The 17,816-nt window shown below is 44.4% G+C and carries 15 protein-coding genes; 11 read left to right on the top strand and 4 right to left on the bottom strand.

Annotated elements, in window-relative coordinates:
* Positions 1 to 8 precede the first annotated feature (8 nt).
* The 3 genes from BacF7301_RS02480 to BacF7301_RS02470 are packed head-to-tail and all read left to right on the top strand — an operon-like array spanning position 9 to position 4,949.
* Positions 9 to 1,472 carry a RagB/SusD family nutrient uptake outer membrane protein gene (locus tag BacF7301_RS02480; RefSeq protein WP_167967079.1) on the top strand — a complete coding sequence of 488 codons (1,464 nt, stop codon included), beginning with the start codon at positions 9 to 11 and terminating at the stop codon, positions 1,470 to 1,472.
* 10 nt (positions 1,473 to 1,482) lie between these two features.
* Positions 1,483 to 2,388 carry a hypothetical protein gene (locus BacF7301_RS02475; protein WP_167959883.1) on the top strand — a complete coding sequence of 302 codons (906 nt, stop codon included), beginning with the start codon at positions 1,483 to 1,485 and terminating at the stop codon, positions 2,386 to 2,388.
* Between the two features lie 17 nt (positions 2,389 to 2,405).
* Positions 2,406 to 4,949 carry a zinc-dependent metalloprotease gene (locus tag BacF7301_RS02470; RefSeq protein ID WP_167959881.1) on the top strand — a complete coding sequence of 848 codons (2,544 nt, stop codon included), beginning with the start codon at positions 2,406 to 2,408 and terminating at the stop codon, positions 4,947 to 4,949.
* Between the two features lie 107 nt (positions 4,950 to 5,056).
* Here BacF7301_RS02470 and BacF7301_RS02465 read toward each other — a convergent pair whose 3' ends face one another.
* From BacF7301_RS02465 to BacF7301_RS02455, 3 genes are read right to left on the bottom strand one after another with little or no spacing between them, the layout of a single operon-like run.
* On the bottom strand, positions 5,057 to 6,244 hold the full coding sequence (locus BacF7301_RS02465) for a porin (RefSeq protein WP_167959879.1): 1,188 nt from the start codon (positions 6,242 to 6,244) through the stop codon (positions 5,057 to 5,059).
* Positions 6,245 to 6,259: 15 nt separating this feature from the next.
* Positions 6,260 to 7,318, bottom strand: coding sequence for an L-asparaginase 2 (ansB, locus tag BacF7301_RS02460; RefSeq protein WP_167959877.1), 1,059 nt, complete (start codon positions 7,316 to 7,318; stop codon positions 6,260 to 6,262).
* Positions 7,319 to 7,350: 32 nt separating this feature from the next.
* Positions 7,351 to 8,661: an anaerobic C4-dicarboxylate transporter family protein gene (locus tag BacF7301_RS02455; RefSeq protein WP_167959875.1), complete on the bottom strand. Its 1,311-nt coding sequence runs from the start codon at positions 8,659 to 8,661 to the stop codon at positions 7,351 to 7,353.
* Between the two features lie 180 nt (positions 8,662 to 8,841).
* On the opposite strand from BacF7301_RS02455, the gene BacF7301_RS02450 reads away from it, so the two are divergent.
* The 3 genes from BacF7301_RS02450 (at position 8,842) to ybiA (ending at position 12,853) form a co-directional block, all read left to right on the top strand.
* On the top strand, positions 8,842 to 10,275 hold the full coding sequence (locus tag BacF7301_RS02450; protein ID WP_167959873.1) for an aspartate ammonia-lyase: 1,434 nt from the start codon (positions 8,842 to 8,844) through the stop codon (positions 10,273 to 10,275).
* A gap of 224 nt (positions 10,276 to 10,499) precedes the next feature.
* On the top strand, positions 10,500 to 11,870 hold the full coding sequence (locus tag BacF7301_RS02445) for an FAD-dependent oxidoreductase (protein ID WP_167959871.1): 1,371 nt from the start codon (positions 10,500 to 10,502) through the stop codon (positions 11,868 to 11,870).
* A gap of 107 nt (positions 11,871 to 11,977) precedes the next feature.
* A complete protein-coding gene (gene ybiA, locus BacF7301_RS02440; protein ID WP_167959869.1) occupies positions 11,978 to 12,853 on the top strand; it encodes a riboflavin biosynthesis intermediates N-glycosidase in 876 nt (291 codons plus the stop codon).
* A 461-nt stretch (positions 12,854 to 13,314) separates the two neighbouring features.
* Here ybiA and BacF7301_RS26030 read toward each other — a convergent pair whose 3' ends face one another.
* On the bottom strand, positions 13,315 to 13,437 hold the full coding sequence (locus tag BacF7301_RS26030; protein WP_256380254.1) for a hypothetical protein: 123 nt from the start codon (positions 13,435 to 13,437) through the stop codon (positions 13,315 to 13,317).
* A gap of 226 nt (positions 13,438 to 13,663) precedes the next feature.
* On the opposite strand from BacF7301_RS26030, the gene BacF7301_RS02435 reads away from it, so the two are divergent.
* From BacF7301_RS02435 to priA, 5 genes are all read left to right on the top strand, one after another.
* Positions 13,664 to 14,239: a porin family protein gene (locus tag BacF7301_RS02435; protein WP_167959867.1), complete on the top strand. Its 576-nt coding sequence runs from the start codon at positions 13,664 to 13,666 to the stop codon at positions 14,237 to 14,239.
* Positions 14,240 to 14,272: 33 nt separating this feature from the next.
* Positions 14,273 to 14,527: a DUF3791 domain-containing protein gene (locus BacF7301_RS02430; RefSeq protein WP_167959865.1), complete on the top strand. Its 255-nt coding sequence runs from the start codon at positions 14,273 to 14,275 to the stop codon at positions 14,525 to 14,527.
* Entirely contained in the window at positions 14,524 to 15,042 is a 519-nt protein-coding gene (locus tag BacF7301_RS02425; protein ID WP_167959863.1) for a DUF3990 domain-containing protein, read from the top strand. Before BacF7301_RS02430 ends, BacF7301_RS02425 begins: the two co-directional genes overlap by 4 nt.
* Positions 15,039 to 15,266, top strand: a complete 228-nt coding sequence (locus tag BacF7301_RS02420) for a DUF3791 domain-containing protein (RefSeq protein ID WP_245208313.1) — start codon at positions 15,039 to 15,041, stop codon at positions 15,264 to 15,266. Before BacF7301_RS02425 ends, BacF7301_RS02420 begins: the two co-directional genes overlap by 4 nt.
* Positions 15,267 to 15,350: 84 nt before the next feature.
* Entirely contained in the window at positions 15,351 to 17,807 is a 2,457-nt protein-coding gene (gene priA / locus BacF7301_RS02415) for a replication restart helicase PriA (protein ID WP_167959861.1), read from the top strand.
* The last annotated feature ends 9 nt before the right edge of the window (positions 17,808 to 17,816 follow it).

Raw genomic sequence — 17,816 nt, 5'->3', positions numbered from 1 at the left:
AAACAATGATGAAAAAGTATAATTTATATATCTTATTGCTTGCGGGCATACTGTCATCATGTGGCGACTTTTTAGAAGAAAGTTCACAGGATTTGATGATACCCAAGTCGGTCAAGGACTATAAGGAGTTCTTCTTCGGCGAGGTGATGAAGACGAAAGCCAGGGAGATACCTCATCCCTATCTGGAGTATATGACCGATGATGTGCAGGACCAATGCTACTATGGGACCCGTCCCACTCCTTTGTCTAATGACTTCAGAGAATCCGTATGGGCATACTATACCTGGCAGGCAAATCCGGAAGTCGGCATGTCGAATGAGTTTTCATCCGATGTGGCGTGGAATTCCTATTATCATAAAATTCTGATGACCAACATCATCCTCGACCAGCTTCCCGAAATGAACGGGACGGACATGGAACGCCGGGACTTGGCCGGTGAGGCCTATTTCATGCGAGCTCTTTCATATTTCATGCTTGCCAATCTGTACGGGCAACCTTACACTCCCGCTACGGCAGACCAAGATCTCTGTGTACCGGTCAATGATGAAGTCAGTTTGTCGGATAGAATGATGAAACGGGCAACCAATGCCGTGGTCTATGCGAAAATGGAAGGAGACATCATCCGGGCTATCCAGTGTTTCAAGGCAGTGGACGGTGAAAAGACTATCTTCCGTCCGAACTTGCCGAGTGCTTATCTGCTGGCGTCGCGTATTGCTCTTTTCCAGGAAAAATATGATGAAACGGTTTTATATTGCGATTCCGTGTTGAGGGCGACTTCCCATCCCCTTTATAAGTTGCGCGAAGACGATAGCCATAATTTCTTTTCCGTTGCCAATAAAGAAATCCTGTTGTCCTATGGAGTCACTACATTCGAGTCGCACATGGGAGAAGATTACAGGTATGCGGGACAGATAGTGGTGTCTGATGATTTGCTGGCATTGTATTCGGCAGATGATTTGCGCCTTGTACGGTACTTTAAGAATACGGTGGGACGTCAGACCAGCCCTTCTGCGAAAGAGTATTGTTTCTATACTCCCTTTAAGTGGAAAAGCAATTCGGCAACAGTCTACTCGAATGCCTTCCGCATTTCGGAAGCCTATTTGAACCGTGCGGAAGCTTATGCAGTGTCCGGCAATACGAACAAGGCGCTTGCCGACCTGAATGAACTTCGGGATAACAGGATGAAACAGGGAGCTGATCCCCTGGTTATCGACCCCGAAGGGATTGTGGCTACTGTGCGTAAGGAGCGTCGCCGTGAATTGGCCTTTGAAGGTTTCCGTTGGTTTGATTTGCGCAGATATGGCTGTCCGCCTCTGCAACACACATATACCTCGAAAGAAACAGAGGGTGCGGGAGATGTTTTCAAGCTTCAGGACAAAAAGGGGTATGTATTGCCGATTCCTAAAAGCGAGAGAGACAGGAATACGGAAATTGAGATATTTGAACGTCCGGTTAGTGAACCTATTAAATAATTGACTGATTATGAGGAAATTTATATTGTTAATAAGTTTGTTGGCAGGAATGTCTTCCTGTTATAATGAGGATGCGTTGAACGTGTCCGACCAGCCGGACAAGTACAATGTCCTGGAGGATGACCCGTCGGACCCTACCCGGCATTTTATCCATGAGTTCTATCAGAAATATCAGACCGTCATCATCACCAATCCCACTGAAGCGGACTATAAATTTAACTTCACCTCTGACAACGGTATTAAGATTACCGCTCCCGAACAGAAGCAGGAAGTAATGGATGAAGGCATTGAATTTCTGCAAGAGGTATTGCTGGATTTATATCCGGATGATTTTCTGAAGAAGAATTTGCCGTTTTCGGTGATATTGGCAGAAGAGGTAAAAATGGATTCTTATGGCGAAACGACAGTCATGAACTGTTATGCCAGTGGCAGCTTTATTGCCGTAGGCAATGTGACATCCGGCCTGAAAACAATGCCGCAGGAAGAATTCAGGCAGATCAGGGCAGATGTGAACGCAACTTTTTGGGCGAGATATATGTCCGAAGTCAGAGGGCTATTTACTATTTCCGACGCTTTCTACGCAGCTAGCGAAGAGGTGAAAGCGGGTGTGTATGACTGGTTCTATTTTGGTTATGACGCTACCCCTTACGATACGGATTTTTACTATTACGGGCTTATCAGCTATGACCCCGACCGTTCTTTTGTGGATGAAGAAGATGAGGACTGGCCTTTTTATTCACTCTATGCCCCTTCCAGGGAGACGGATTTATCTCAATGGATGAACTTCGTTTTTGCGAAGACTCCTGCCGAGATTCAGGAAATCTGTGCTCAATATCCTGTGATGAAGAAAAAGTATGATATCATCCGTGAAGCCATGCTTGAAAACGGATTCGACCTGTCCAAGTTGGAATTATAGATTTAAAGAAACTTTATATGAATAAGATTATCAGTTTATTTCTTGTAGGGACTTTGGCTGCCGGAGTGACAACTGCCAATGCTGAAAGCCAGATCCTGAAAAATAAGAAAAAGAAAGCGGCAACGGAACAGACTGCGGTGAAGGATTCTGCCAGGAATGGTTTGACGGAATACAACAAATTATTAAAGGGAGCCGAAACTATTGACGGTATGTTCAAGATACATATCGTCAAGGATAAATATTATTTCGAGATTCCCAAAGACTTGATGAAACGGGATTTCATGATTTCGTCCAGAGTGTCGAGCACCAGTAATAACAAAGATATAGCTGCCGGACAAATGCCACGCAATCCGGTATTGGTGACTTTCTCGGCAGATGAAAAGAAAGTGTATATGCACAGGAGAATGGTTCGTAACCTATGCGATACCACTTCCAACATGTACGAAGCTTTTCTGCGTAACTTTTCAGACCCTATCTGGGAGGCTTACAAGATAGAGAGCCTGTCGCCGGATTCTTCGGCATACGTTATCAATATGAGCCCGCTTTTTATTACCGACGTACCGGAGTTCAGCCCGTTCCGTTCGGAGAATATCATGGACGTGTTGAGGAAGAAGAAAGCGATGAAAGGAAGCCTTGTCGCTTCCAAGTCTTCTATTTTGGGAATGAAATGTTTTCCCTTGAATATTAATATCAAGTCATTGATGAGCTATACCGTAGACGGCGGCCCGTTTACGGTGACTATGACACGTAATATTATTCTATTGCCGAAGAAGATTATGCGTCCCCGTTACAGTGATTCGCGTATCGGTTATTTTGATGAAACCAAAAGGCTATATACGGAAAAGAAAGACGGCCTGCAGGAACTTTCGTATATCAACCGATGGAATTTGCAACCTAAACCCGAAGAACTGGAACGTTACCGGCAGGGGGAACTGGTTGAGCCGCAGAAACCGATTATCTATTATGTGGATACCGCCATTCCCGATAAATGGAGGGATTATATAAAGAAAGGAATCGAGGACTGGCAGGTTGCATTCCAAGAGATAGGATTTAAGAATGCGATTGTGGCGCGGGATTATCCGAAAGATGATCCGGATTTTGATCCCGATGATATCCGGTATAGTTGCTACCGGATGATTACAACTCCCGAACAAAACTCCATGGGGCCTTCCTGCGTCGACCCGCGGTCGGGAGAAATTATTCAGGGAGATGTACTTTTCTATTCGAATCTCGTGAAATTGCTGCATAACTGGCGGTTCGTGCAAACTGCTGCGGTAGACCCGAAAGTGCGTAAGGCTGTATTCGATAATGAGACAATGGGAAGCTCTCTGCGTTATGTAGCTGCGCACGAAATTGGTCACACATTGGGATTAATGCATAATTTCGGCGCGTCCTATTCGTTTCCTGTCGATTCATTGCGTTCAGCCACCTTTACCCGAAAATATGGTACGACTCCTTCTATCATGGACTATACCCGTTTCAATTATGTAGCCCAACCGGGTGACGAAGGCGTTGTTTTGACTCCGCCGCTTCTGGGGGTATATGACAAGTTTGCTATCAAGTGGGGATATAAACCCATTTTGGACGCTGCTTCTCCTGATGAGGAAAAAACGACATTGAATCAATGGATTAAAGAGAAAGAGCATGACCCGATGTATAAATACGGCCCGCAGCCATTTATTAATGAGGTCGACCCGTCTTGCAAGGCGGAAGATTTGGGAGACAACGCGGTAAAAGCGGGAATGTATGGGTTGAAAAATCTGAAACTGATCGTGAAGAACCTGCCGGAATGGACTAGTGAGGATGATAACCAATACGAACGTCTGACGGAATCCTATAAGGAAGTCATCATACAGATGCAGCGTTATCTCCTGCACGCTATGGTGACGGTGGGTGGCATTTATCTGGATGAACCGCGTCGGGACAGTGAGAAGTCCGTTATACGTTTTGTTCCGAAAACGGAACAGAAGGAAGCCTTGAAGTTTATATTGGAGACGATGATGGAACTGCCGGAATGGTTGTTGGACAGAAATGTGATAAAGTACACCGGTCCCATTTATTCGCCGAGTTCTTTGCAGAATATGGTTCTCAACCGCCTGTTCTTCCCTTATGTGACATCGAGCCTCGTTCTGTACGAAGAATTGTATCCTCAACAGGCTTACCGTTACAGCGAGTTTATGGATGATATTTATAATTTTGTATGGAAGAAAACCAAATCCGGTTCCGGGCTGAATATGTATGACCGCAATTTACAGATTGCTTATGTAGAGAAACTGTTGAAAGAAGGCGGACTGGTGACACAGAAAGCTTCTCTATTTTCTTTTAAAGCACAGAATGAGGTTGAGGAACGTTTTATTACTGAACGTGTAGATTGGCAAAAGGCAGGGTTCGAGTTAAATCCGCTCAGTAATACAGGGATGATAAAGAATCCGGCTATTCATCAGAAAATAATGGATAGTTATGCCCTGCTCCAAAGTAAAGCAAATGCAGGAGATACTACTACCCGCGCTCATTATCAGAGTTTGGCCTTTAAAATTAAGCAGGCATTAACTGGTAAATAAAACAGTTTTCCAAAATAAACAGATTCTTAAGACAGAATCTTCTTTCTCTCTTAAAAAACGAAGGCACCTCGTCACTGTGATTGTGGCGAGGTGTCACTTTCTTTTCTTTAGAATACAGGCATTTGCCAAATGAATCCTACAGAAATGCGGTTGGTATTGTAATTCTCCTGTCCCAACACTTTAGCGCGGGAAGTGAAGTCGTACGAACGTCCTACGTAGGTGACGAAGAAGTGCAGGTTGGTTTCCATCGGATAGAACTCGACACCTGCCAGGTAGCCCCAGGAAGTGCGGTAGTTTCCTTTCTCGATTCTTTCGGAAGCCTTGGTGACGGAAGCCGTCTCATACATACCTTTCACAAAGGCGTTCCATTTCGGCAGAAAACGATAATTGCATTTGGCTACCACAGAAAGATAACCGGTGTCAAAAGCATTATGTCCGCCCGGACGACCGACGATATTGGTTATGATACCTTTGCGGTCGATATCCTCTTTCGAATACATGAAATCCACAAAAGCGTTCCATTTCCCCAGGTTCAGTTCGTTTCCCAGAGCATAATAATACATATTATGGCTCTTGGCTTCGTTCATGACGGAAGCCGACCAACGGGTCTTGAATACATTGTTGAAATTACCGTTCCAGTTCAATGTATAAACCAATGGCATTTTGCCGGATTTCAAATCGGGAATATTCCCTTCCGCATCTTCCGTGATTCCGTAGGTGCTGTCGAAAGAGCCGTTACGACTGTTCAGGACTTGCAGGTTAAGCTGCTGGTCGGGAGTGACATTATAGCCGACATTCAATCCGGTCATAAAGTTGCTCATATAGTCGATCATGTCGCTGTATTGATAGATGTCAATCGGGTTCAAGTCGAACTCGAAGCCACCATAAGCCGCACATTGCTTTCCGGCGAAAAGATTGAACTGGTCGTTCAGCTTGATGCCGATGCCGGCGTAGTCGATGGAAGTCGGGAGATTGTCAATCATGCCGTTTGCGTCGTTCGAACGGTTGAGGCGCTGGCGGTAACGGTAAGAGAGCCAGTTGTTGATATTTCCTTTCGCTTCGATGCGGAGCTGGTGCATATTGAAGTCGCCCTCTTGAAATCCGTCCTGGAAATGAGCGTCGAAACTACCTTGCATATTCAGATAAAGATTGAACTTATCCGTTTTCTTTTTGACGTCTGTCAGTTCTTCAAATAAGGGAGTATTGGGCGAGAATTTGTCTTTCTTCTCCGTTTTTTGAGCATATACTCCCTGTATGCTGCCCGCCAGGAGCAGCATAAGGATTAATTTTTTCATAAGTCAGTCCGGTTTTTAGTATTCGTTAAAGTATTGCTGAATTTGTCTCCAGTCTGTGGTTTTGGTTAATGCGAGCATTAACAATACGCGGGACTTTTGCGGATTCAGTTCCTGTGAAGCTACGAATTGATACTTGGCATCATCTACTTCGGCATCGAGAGTGGTAGGACCGGTCGGTACACGGGAAGAGCGGACTACGAGGATTCCTTTTCTACGGGCGTCTATCAATGACGGGAAGATGTTCTTGTGGATATTTCCGTTGCCGACTCCTGCATGGATGATACCTTTATATCCGTTGTTGAGCAGGGGAGTCATCATATCCGCTTCGATGTTGGAGTAACTATATACGATACCGACTTTAGGCAGTGAGGTAAGGTGCGTTACATCGAATACAGACTGAGTTGTATGTTTTTTGAGCGTCACTTGATTGTAGAATACTTTTCCGTTCAGTACATAGCCCAGTGCGCCGGAGTTAGGAGCTTGGAAAGTCTGTACGTCGACAGTGTTCATCTTCACTGTACTTTCTGCTCCCAGGATAAGTCCGTTCATGGCTACCAATACGCCTTTGTCTTTGGACTCTTTGGCAGAGGCGGTAACGACGGCATTGTAAAGATTCAGCGGGCCGTCAGCGCTTAACGCAGTGGAAGGACGCATGGCGCCTACCAGTACTACCGGTTTGTCGCTTTTGACAGTCAGGTTCAGAAAATAAGCGGTTTCTTCCATCGTATCCGTTCCGTGAGTGATGACGATGCCGTCAATATCCGGGCGTTTCAACAGCTCATTGATTTTCTTGGCAAGTGTCAGCCAGACTTCATCGTTCATATCCTGCGAGCCGATTCTTACAATCTGTTCGCCTGTCACGTTGGCGATGTCCTTAATTTCGGGAACGGCATCGAGCAATGCGCCGATGGCAACCTGTCCTGCCGTGTAACTGGTTCCGGTGGCGGAACTTCCCGTACCGGCAATAGTTCCACCGGTGGCAAGAATGTGAATATTCGGTTTTGCGGCAAAAGCCATCGTTACGGTAAGTAGCAGGGCGGTTACTACCAGACCAAATCTTTTGAATTGTTTCATAACTGAATGAAGTTTAGGTTAATAATATATTATTAGAATATTTGTATAAAAAGCAGTCCCAACGCAATAGCGACGGCTGTGGACACCAGTCCGGGCATCATGAACGAATGATTCAACACATATTTGCCGATTTTTGTTGTCCCTGTCCGGTCGAAATTGATGGCGGCCACCACAGTGGGGTAGTTCGGGATAAAGAAATATCCGTTAACAGCGGGGAACAGGGCAATCAGCATATACGGAGAGATACCCAGTGCGATACCCAGTGGCACAAGTGCCCGCACGGTGGCTGCCTGACTGTAAAGCAGGATAGACATCACGAATAGCGCAATTCCGAAAAGCCACGGCATCTCGCGGACAATGCCTTCAATAGAGAAAGTTAGTTGTGCCATATTCCCTTGAAGGAACGTATCACCCATCCAGGCAATACCGAAGATAGCGATAACCGCTTGCATCCCGGCAGGGAATACGGAACCCTGTGTTGCCTTGATTCCGTCTGTCTTCGTTACTAACAAGATGATGGCTGCGGCCGATAACATGACAATTTCGATGATGGACGACATTCCCAATGTCACAATTTCACCGTCGATAAGGAAAGACGGGCGCATGCCTTCGAAAGAGCCGAAGAGTACGATAAAAGCGGTTGCCAATATAAAGATGATGACGGAAATCATCGCTGAACGTTTGTTCTTGACATCCTTAATCTCTATTTTCTTGTCATTGAAAAGACCTTCTTTCAACCGTTTCTGATATTCGGGGTCGTCTACAAGGTCTTTCCCCACTTTCATGGAGAATAAAGCGCCTACCAAAACACCGACAATCGTAGCGGGAATTGTAATTTTAAGAATATCGAAGAGGGTAATATCAAATCCCGCCAGCAGTCCGAGCAAAGCAACGGTGGCGGCGGAGATAGGACTTGCTGTGATGGCTTGTTGAGAAGCGATGACCGCAATGCCGAGCGGACGTTCCGGACGGATTTTTGTTTCGGTGGCAACTTCCGCTATCACGGGTAATACGGAATAAGCCACATGTCCGGTTCCTGCTACGAAAGTAAACAGATAAGTCACCAGCGGGCTTAACAGAGTGACGTGTGACGGATTTTTTCGTAGCAAATGTTCTGCCAGCTTTACCATGTAGTCTAGCCCCCCGGCGGCTTGCATACAAGCGGCTGCCGAGATAACGGCGGCAATCATCAGCATGACATCGATAGGCGGAGCGGTGGGCTGTAAACCAAAAACGAACGTGAGTATCGCCAATCCAACGCCTCCCATAACGCCAAGACCAATACCGCCCAGGCGTGCGCCAATAATAATGGCAGTCAGAACAAATGCTAATTGTAATATCATAGGTTGTTACTTTTTAAAATTTAAACGCAAAGATAACCGTTTTCGTTCTTTGTATTTTCTTTTTCTTCTATTAACAACAAAAAACTTATTGAATAGTTTTTGCATATTTATAAAAACAATAACCTCGCTGGTTGGTTATATAAGTACTAACTAAAATGTTATTGTTATAAAACAACCGATATGGAACAGAATTTATCGAAGAAAACTCGTACAGAGAGCGACTTGATAGGAAGTCGTGAAGTGCCCGAAAGCGCATTGTATGGAGTACAGACACTCCGTGGTATTGAAAACTTTCGCATCAGCAAGTTTCATTTGAATGAGTATCCTTTATTTATTCAGGCGTTGGCTATCACGAAAATGGGGGCTGCCGTCGCCAACCGTGAATTGGATTTGCTGACCGAAGAACAGACAGACGCTATTTTGAAGGCTTGTAAGGAAATCCTCGAAGGGAAACATCACGAACAATTTCCTGTTGACATGATTCAGGGCGGAGCCGGAACTACGACGAACATGAACGCCAATGAAGTGATTGCCAACCGTGCATTGGAACTGCTGGGACACCAGCGCGGCGAATACCAGTATTGTTCCCCCAACGACCACGTGAACCGTTCGCAATCTACCAATGACGCGTATCCTACCGCTATTCACATTGGCTTATATTATACCCACCTGAAACTGGTGAAACATTTCACCGAGTTGATAGCATCTCTCCGCAAGAAAGGAAAAGAGTTTGCGCATGTGATTAAGATGGGACGTACTCAGTTGGAAGATGCTGTGCCGATGACCCTCGGACAGACATTCAACGGATTTGCAAGCATACTGGAACATGAAGTGAAGAACCTTGACTTTGCCGCACAGGATTTTCTGACGGTCAATATGGGGGCAACTGCCATCGGAACCGGAATCACCGCCGAGCCCGAATATGCCGAAAAGTGTATTGCCGCTTTGCGTAAAATCACCGGACTGGATATAAAACTGGCAGACGACTTGGTAGGAGCCACTTCGGATACTTCCTGCATGGTAGGTTATTCGGCTGCTATGAGACGTGTGGCTGTCAAGATGAATAAGATATGCAATGATTTACGGCTATTGGCTTCCGGTCCCCGTTGCGGATTGGGAGAGATTAACTTGCCGGCTATGCAGCCGGGGTCTTCCATCATGCCCGGAAAAGTAAATCCGGTGATTCCCGAAGTCATGAATCAGATAGCCTATAAAGTGATAGGAAACGACCTTTGTGTAGCCATGAGCGGCGAAGCCGCCCAAATGGAACTGAATGCAATGGAACCGGTGATGGCGCAATGCTGTTTCGAATCTGCCGACTTGTTTATGAATGGTTTTGATACTCTGCGTACTCTATGTGTGGACGGTATCACGGCGAATGAAGAAAAATGCCGCCGGGACGTACACGACAGCATCGGAGTAGTGACTGCCTTGAATCCGGTAATCGGATATAAGAACTCTACGAAAATTGCCAAAGAAGCGTTAGAGACCGGAAAGGGAGTTTATGAACTTGTATTGGAACATAATATCCTTTCCAAAGAAGATTTGGATACCATTCTGAAACCGGAGAATATGATAAAACCTGTGAAGTTGGACATTCATCTGAATAGTTGATTGATGTTATAGTAAGTGGAAATAGAATCAATAGAGAAATCGCCGGAGTGGATAAATATCTGCTCCGGCGATTTTAATTATACTTACTTTTGTTTCTTATAGGAATAATTGCTAACTTATCCGGCAAAATCGTTATTGTCCGTTATCTCGAAAGAGGCGACCTTTGCAATATGAAATAAAACAAACTGAAAAAGCTGATTTTAAACTTATAAAAAGATAGGAATATGAATGTATTTGATGTTATAATCATTGGTTTCGGCAAAGGCGGAAAGACCCTTGCGGCAGAGTTTGCAAAACGCGGACAGAAGGTAGCTATTATCGAACGTTCCGACAAAATGTATGGTGGCACATGTATTAATATCGGATGTATCCCGACAAAGACGCTAGTACATCAGGCTAAAATAGCTTGGGGTAGGAAAGAGGCCACCTTTGAGGAGAAAAGTGATTTTTACCGGCAAGCGATTACCGTGAAAGAAACGGTAACCGGCGCATTGAGAAACAAGAATTACCATAACTTGGCGGACAATCCCAATGTAACTGTTTATACAGGTACAGGCTCGTTTGTTTCTTCCGATACGGTCGCAGTCCGCACAGCTACGGAAGAAATCCTGCTGACATCCAAACAAATCATTATCAATACAGGAGCGGAAACGGTCATTCCATCTATTGACGGAGTGGCGGGCAATCCTTTTGTCTATACCAGTACTTCAATCATGGAACTGACAGACCTTCCCCGCCGTCTGGTCATTGTCGGCGGCGGTTATATCGGACTGGAGTTTGCGTCCATGTATGCTTCGTTCGGTTCGCAAGTGACTGTGCTCGAAAGCTATCCCGAACTGATTGCCCGTGAAGACCGTGATATTGCGGCAAGCGTAAAAGAAACATTGGAGAAAAAAGGCATTGTTTTCCGGATGAACGCAAAGGTACAGTCGGTGAAGCATGATGAAGACAAGGCAATCGTCGCCTTCACTGATTCGCAGACTAACGAGGCATTCGAGCTTGAAGCCGAAGCGGTATTGCTGGCGACAGGTCGCAGGCCTAACACGGCAGGGCTTAATCTGGAAGCCGCCGGAGTAGAGGTGGATACGCGTGGTGCTATCATTGTCGATGAATATCTGAAAACAACTAACCCCAATATACGTGCCGTAGGTGATGTGAAAGGTGGTTTGCAGTTCACTTATATCTCATTGGATGATTACCGGATTGTCCGTGAGGATTTATTCGGAGATAAGGAACGGAAGACAAGTGACCGTAATCCTGTCAGCTATTCTGTATTTATCGACCCGCCATTGGCGCGTATCGGACTGAATGAAGAGGAAGCCCGCAAGCAGAACTTGGATATTATTGTGAAGAAGCTGCCCGTCATGGCTATACCGAGAGCGAAAACATTAGGAGAAACAGATGGTCTGCTGAAAGCTGTCATTGATAAGCACACGGGAAAGATACTAGGCTGTATGCTTTTTGCGCCCGATTCCAGCGAAGTTATCAATACGGTTGCCATTGCTATGAAGACAGGGCAGGATTATACTTTCCTGCGTGACTTCATCTTTACTCATCCCAGCATGAGCGAAGCACTGAATGATTTATTCTCATAATAGTAACTTTTAGAAAAGAAAAGTACTACTTTTATGCCGATATAGGTTATCGTACTATTTGAATAATTGCAAATAGGAGAATTGTTTAATACAACAACTATGAATATATGAAGACGGACCATTTTACAATAGACAATCCGTTACCGCCATTGTGGCTGACATATCCTGAAATATCTCAGTATAGTATAGGGTGGCGAATGGGATATGGTGAGGGTTACAGATGGTTATTTAATGATTGGTTTGCTGGATTGTCTCAGGAAGAACAATCGAAGTATCGTGAGATGTTTCCTGCCCCTTACTCATGGCGGGGATATTATGAAGATGCGTTTGAAGAGAAAGATATTTATTCTCTGGAAGGTATCTACTTTCGGCAACCGGACGGAGTTCCTGAATATTCATTGGAGCAACTCAGAACGGAAGTTGCGAATGGGAAAGAGTTTGATTATCTCTTCTTTTGGGGACATCATAAGAAGGCGGGAATCAGTAAATCGTGTTTGAGCCAATGGTGGCAGACGTCTTTTCGGATAGATATTAATAAATATTGCTGTATGGAGCAGTATATGATGGCTGAAAAAGCACGTCTTTTTGAAGATGGGGATACAAGAAAGCTGATATTAGATGAAACAGACCCCAAAATGATAAAGGCATTGGGACGAAAAGTAGAGGGATTCGAGCAGAGTGTGTGGGATCAATACAAATATTCAATCGTTCTCAATGGAAATTATGCTAAGTTTATCCAAAACCAGGACCAACTTGACTTTTTACTGAGTACTGGCGATAAAGTTCTGGTCGAAGCCAGTCCATATGATACCATATGGGGAATTGGTATGCAGGAGACTGACCCTCAGGCACATAATCCGTTTTTATGGAAAGGAGAGAATCTGTTAGGTTTCGCTTTGATGGAAGTAAGAAATGAGTTGAGGCGGGTATTGCAGTCATGGCACTTGATTGATTGGGAGCAAGTGGAAAAGGTGGTTGATTAAAATGCTGTTATCCCCTACACTAAAGTTTGAATAATATAAAAACATCTGCCACCTGCAACGAAATTGAAATAAACAGTTGGAATGTAGATGGTTACATCGTTGCAGATACCTGTGGCAGATGTGTTGCAGATAAAGTATCTGCAACCTTATTTTCTCGTTCGTTTATAGTTAAACAGCTAATTGTCTACCGTTAGCTAAACCGGAAAACATACGGTCTAATTACTTGTTTCCTGCTTTGAAACTCCAGTTCCAACGGTCGAAACTCTAGTTTCTGCGGTAGGAAATTGGAGTTTCTAAGGCTGGATACTTTAGTTTCTAACGCTTGAAACTCTAGTTTCAAAGGCTTGAAACTAAATGTTTCTCGGTGTGAAACACTTCGTTTCACCGCATGAAACACTTTGTTTCACTATTTGAAACAAAAATAACTCTTAGTTGTTAATTCCGTTTACAGTAGACTTATTCTAAATAAGGCGGTGATAGGTGATAGATGCAGTGATAGGTTGCCAACAACCTATCACCGCTCTGAAAGTGCGATGAATAAGGGTCTTGGAGATGGTGGTGATAGGTTGAAAGAGGATTTTCATTTTTTATATAAGAGAGAGTAAGCGGATAATACAGAACTTGCGGCATTTACTCCTATATTTCTACTGCATTTCAAAAAACATCTTTATCATACGCTTTCAGTTCATTATAAAGATACGGGGCAGGATTGGATAAACAACAGCGACTTTGAGCGAACAAAAAACCGATAAATTGTGTTTATTTATTCTAATTATATATCTTTGTCCCGAATTATAAACACGTAAATTTATGAAAAAGATTTTTGGTGCTTTAATGATTGCTGTATGTATTGGTATGGCAATGCCTGCTCAGGCTCAAATACATTTTGGTGTAAAGGGAGGTTTGAACTTGTCAAAAGCAAGTTTGTCCGATGTCCCCGGCAACTTTAAGAAGGATAATTTTACCGGTTTCTTTATCGGACCGATGGCTGAGTTTAATATTCCAATCATAGGATTGGGAGTAGATGCTTCTCTGCTTTTTGCCCAAAGAGGTGTAAAAGTGTCTGAAGGGAATGATGAACTTACTGTTAAGCAAAACGGTCTTGATATTCCGGTTAACTTGAAGTATAACATCGGTTTGGGAAGTCTGTTAGGACTTTATATTGCTGCCGGACCTGATTTTTATTTCGATTTTGAGAAGAAGTCAGGGATTGACAAGAAGAAAGCCGAAGTCGGTATTAACGTCGGCGCAGGTGTGAAATTGCTCAATCATTTGCAGGTTGGTGCCAATTATAACATTCCGTTGGGTGATACAGCTAAGATTGAAGGAACAGACGGTTCTTATAAAACCAAGACCTGGCAAGTATCCGTTGCTTATATATTCTAACTTAATATATTAAAAAAGCGAAGTTTACAACTTATGACAGAAAACCAGCGAGCTACCGAATTTGCGGTCTATTGCATAGAGAACGTTGCTGTTCGCTTGGGATGTTCCGGACATGATGTATTCCTTGAATTGCAACGTACCGATGGAATAAGGAGTTTTCTATATCCCAGTTATCCTGCCCTGCATACACAAGGTAAAGATTATATTGTGGATGAAGTTTTGGAATATATTTATCGCCACAATCCCGATTTCCGGCCGGGGAAAGCAAGTGAGGAGGTACAGTTATGATTGTTTTTCATGGTTCTACGGAAATTATCCGTCAGCCGCTTGCCAATGCAGGACGTCGCAATTTGGATTTCGGCACTGGTTTCTATGTCACCGACTTACGTGACCAAGCTGTATTTTGGGCTAATCGTCCCGTAAATAATAATCGTCCGCACTGGCTGAATGTCTATGAACTTGATATGGATGGTATTCTTAACTCCGGTTACCATTACCTTCGTTTTAGTAGTTATGATTTCGAGTGGCTGGAATTTGTTGTAGCCAATCGTCGCGGGGAAGAGCGTTGGCAAACTTACGACCTGATTGAAGGTGGTATCGCTAATGATCGGGTATTCAACACTATCGAACTTTATGCCGCCGGACTTACTCCTCGTGAGGATGCTTTGGAGAAGTTACGATATGAAAAGCCTAATAATCAGCTGTGTCTGCTCCGTCAGGAACTGATAGACCGCTATTTACACTTCATTGCTGCCGAAGAGGTTACCTCTTCGGTTGCTGTTAAGGGGAAGGAGAAGAAATGATGAACGAGAACCCGCTTATTAATGAAACTCTGTTGCAAATGAAGTATGCCCGTGTCATTGACTTGCTGGCGCAGCGACTTGATATTAGCCATCCCCGTGCGCTTGAAATTTTCTACAATTCGGATACGTACAGCTATATGAGTCGCAAGATGTATCATTTGCACAATATGAGCGATGCTTATATCGTAGATGAAGTGATGTTAGAGCTACAGAGGATGCAATGATGGATATAAAACATTTCTTTAACATACTAGAACTAGAGACTTTCGACTGCCGGAAGTCTCTTTTTTTATATCTTTGTGCCTGCAATGAAAAGATATGTAGATGTCATATTACCGCTTCCGCTCCCAAAGAGCTTTACTTACTCTTTGCCGGACGAGTATGCGGAAGAAGTGAAGATAGGCTGCCGCGTGGTGGTTCCTTTCGGGCGAAAGAAGTTCTATACAGCTATCGTCCGTAACGTTCATTATTGTGCCCCGACAGAATATGAAGTGAAAGAAATATCGACATTACTGGATGCTTCTCCTATTTTATTGTCGAATCAGTTCAAATTCTGGGAATGGATAGCCGATTACTACCTCTGTACGCAGGGCGATGTATATAAAGCGGCACTGCCTTCGGGGCTGAAACTTGAAAGTGAAACGATTGTAGAATATAATCCCGACTTCGAAGCGGACGCGCCATTGCCGGAACGTGAACAGCGTATTCTGGATTTGCTGGCTGTCGATTCGCAGCAATGCGTCACCAAACTGGAGAAGGATAGCGGTGTCAAGAATATCCTTACCGCCATTAAATCCTTGCTCGATAAAGAAGCGATTTTCGTAAAGGAAGAACTTAAACGTACTTATAAGCCCAAGACAGAAGCACGGGTTCGTCTTGCCGGAACGGCGGATGAGAAGCAACTGCATATCCTGTTTGATATACTGTCTCGTGCTCCGAAGCAACTGGCGCTTCTTATGAAATATGTGGAATGTTCGGGTATTTTGGGAAATGGCACTCCGAAAGAAATTTCCAAGAAAGAACTATTGCAGCGGGCTGATGTGGCTCCTGCCGTATTGAACGGTCTGGTGGATAAGAAGATTTTCGAGATTTATTATCACGAAATCGGACGACTGAATAAACAGGAGAAAGAAGTTGTTGAACTGAATGCTCTGAATGAGTTCCAGCAACGGGCACATGATGAAATAGTACAATCCTTTCAGGAGAAGAATGTCTGTCTGCTTCATGGGGTAACGTCCAGCGGTAAGACAGAAGTATATATTCATCTGATAGAAGAAACTATTCGTCAGGGCAAGCAAGTGTTGTACTTGTTGCCGGAAATTGCGCTGACTACTCAGATAACGGAACGCTTGCAGCGTGTCTTCGGTTCGCGTTTGGGTATTTACCATTCTAAGTTTCCTGATGCCGAGCGGGTTGAAATATGGCGGAAGCAACTCGGGGAGAATGGATATGATATTATATTAGGTGTCCGTTCATCTGTATTCCTGCCTTTCCAAAATTTGGGATTGGTGATTGTGGATGAAGAGCACGAAAATACTTATAAACAACAAGACCCGGCACCCCGTTACCACGCCCGTAGTGCGGCGATTGTGTTGGCTGCCATGTATGGCGCCAAAACTTTGCTGGGAACGGCTACGCCATCCATCGAAACATGGCAGAATGCGATGGATGGAAAATACGGCTTTGTACAACTGAAAGAGCGGTATAAAGAAATCCAGTTGCCGGAGATTATTCCGGTAGATATAAAGGAATTGCATCGCAAGAAGAGGATGGTCGGTCAATTCTCACCGCTTCTGATACAATATATGAAAGAAGCCTTGGAACAGAAGGAACAAGTGATTCTTTTTCAGAACCGTCGTGGTTTTGCTCCAATGATAGAATGTCGTACCTGCGGTTGGGTGCCGAAGTGTAAGAACTGTGATGTAAGCCTTACCTATCATAAAGGAATCAATCAACTGACCTGCCACTATTGCGGCTATACCTACCAGCTTCCGAAGGCTTGTCCCGCTTGTGAAGGGACGGAACTGGTAAACCGCGGTTTTGGTACGGAAAAGATTGAAGATGACATTAAAGTTCTTTTCCCGGAAGCTGCCGTAGCACGAATGGACTTGGATACTACCCGTACCCGTTCCGCCTACGAGAAGATTATCGCGGACTTTGAACAGGGAAAAACCGACATACTCATCGGAACGCAAATGGTATCCAAAGGCTTGGATTTCGACCATGTAAGTATCGTCGGAATACTGAATGCGGATACCATGCTGAACTATCCCGATTTCCGTTCTTACGAGCGTGCTTTTCAACTGATGGCGCAAGTAGCGGGACGTGCCGGACGTAAGAACAAGCGCGGACGGGTGGTGCTGCAAACCAAAAGCATCGAGCACCCGATTATTCACCAGGTCATCGCCAATGATTATGAGGATATGGTGAACGGACAACTGGCGGAACGTCAGATGTTTCATTATCCGCCTTATTACCGCCTGGTATATGTCTATCTTAAAAATCATAATGAAGCCTTGCTCGACCAAATGGCGGCAGTGATGGCAAACAAGCTGAGAGCCGTATTCGGTAACCGTGTATTGGGGCCGGATAAACCGCCGGTTGCCCGTATCCAGACACTTTTTATTAAAAAGATAGTGGTGAAGATTGAGCAGAATGCACCGATGGGACGTGCACGGGAACTATTGTTACGCATCCAGCGTGAGATGATTGAAGACGAACATTACAAATCTTTGATTATCTATTATGATGTAGACCCTATGTGATGAAGAAAT

This window comes from Bacteroides faecium (genome assembly GCF_012113595.1).
GTDB lineage: Bacteria > Bacteroidota > Bacteroidia > Bacteroidales > Bacteroidaceae > Bacteroides > Bacteroides faecium.
Note: the sequence above shows the minus strand (reverse complement) of the source record. Positions and strands in the feature narration are given on the sequence as shown.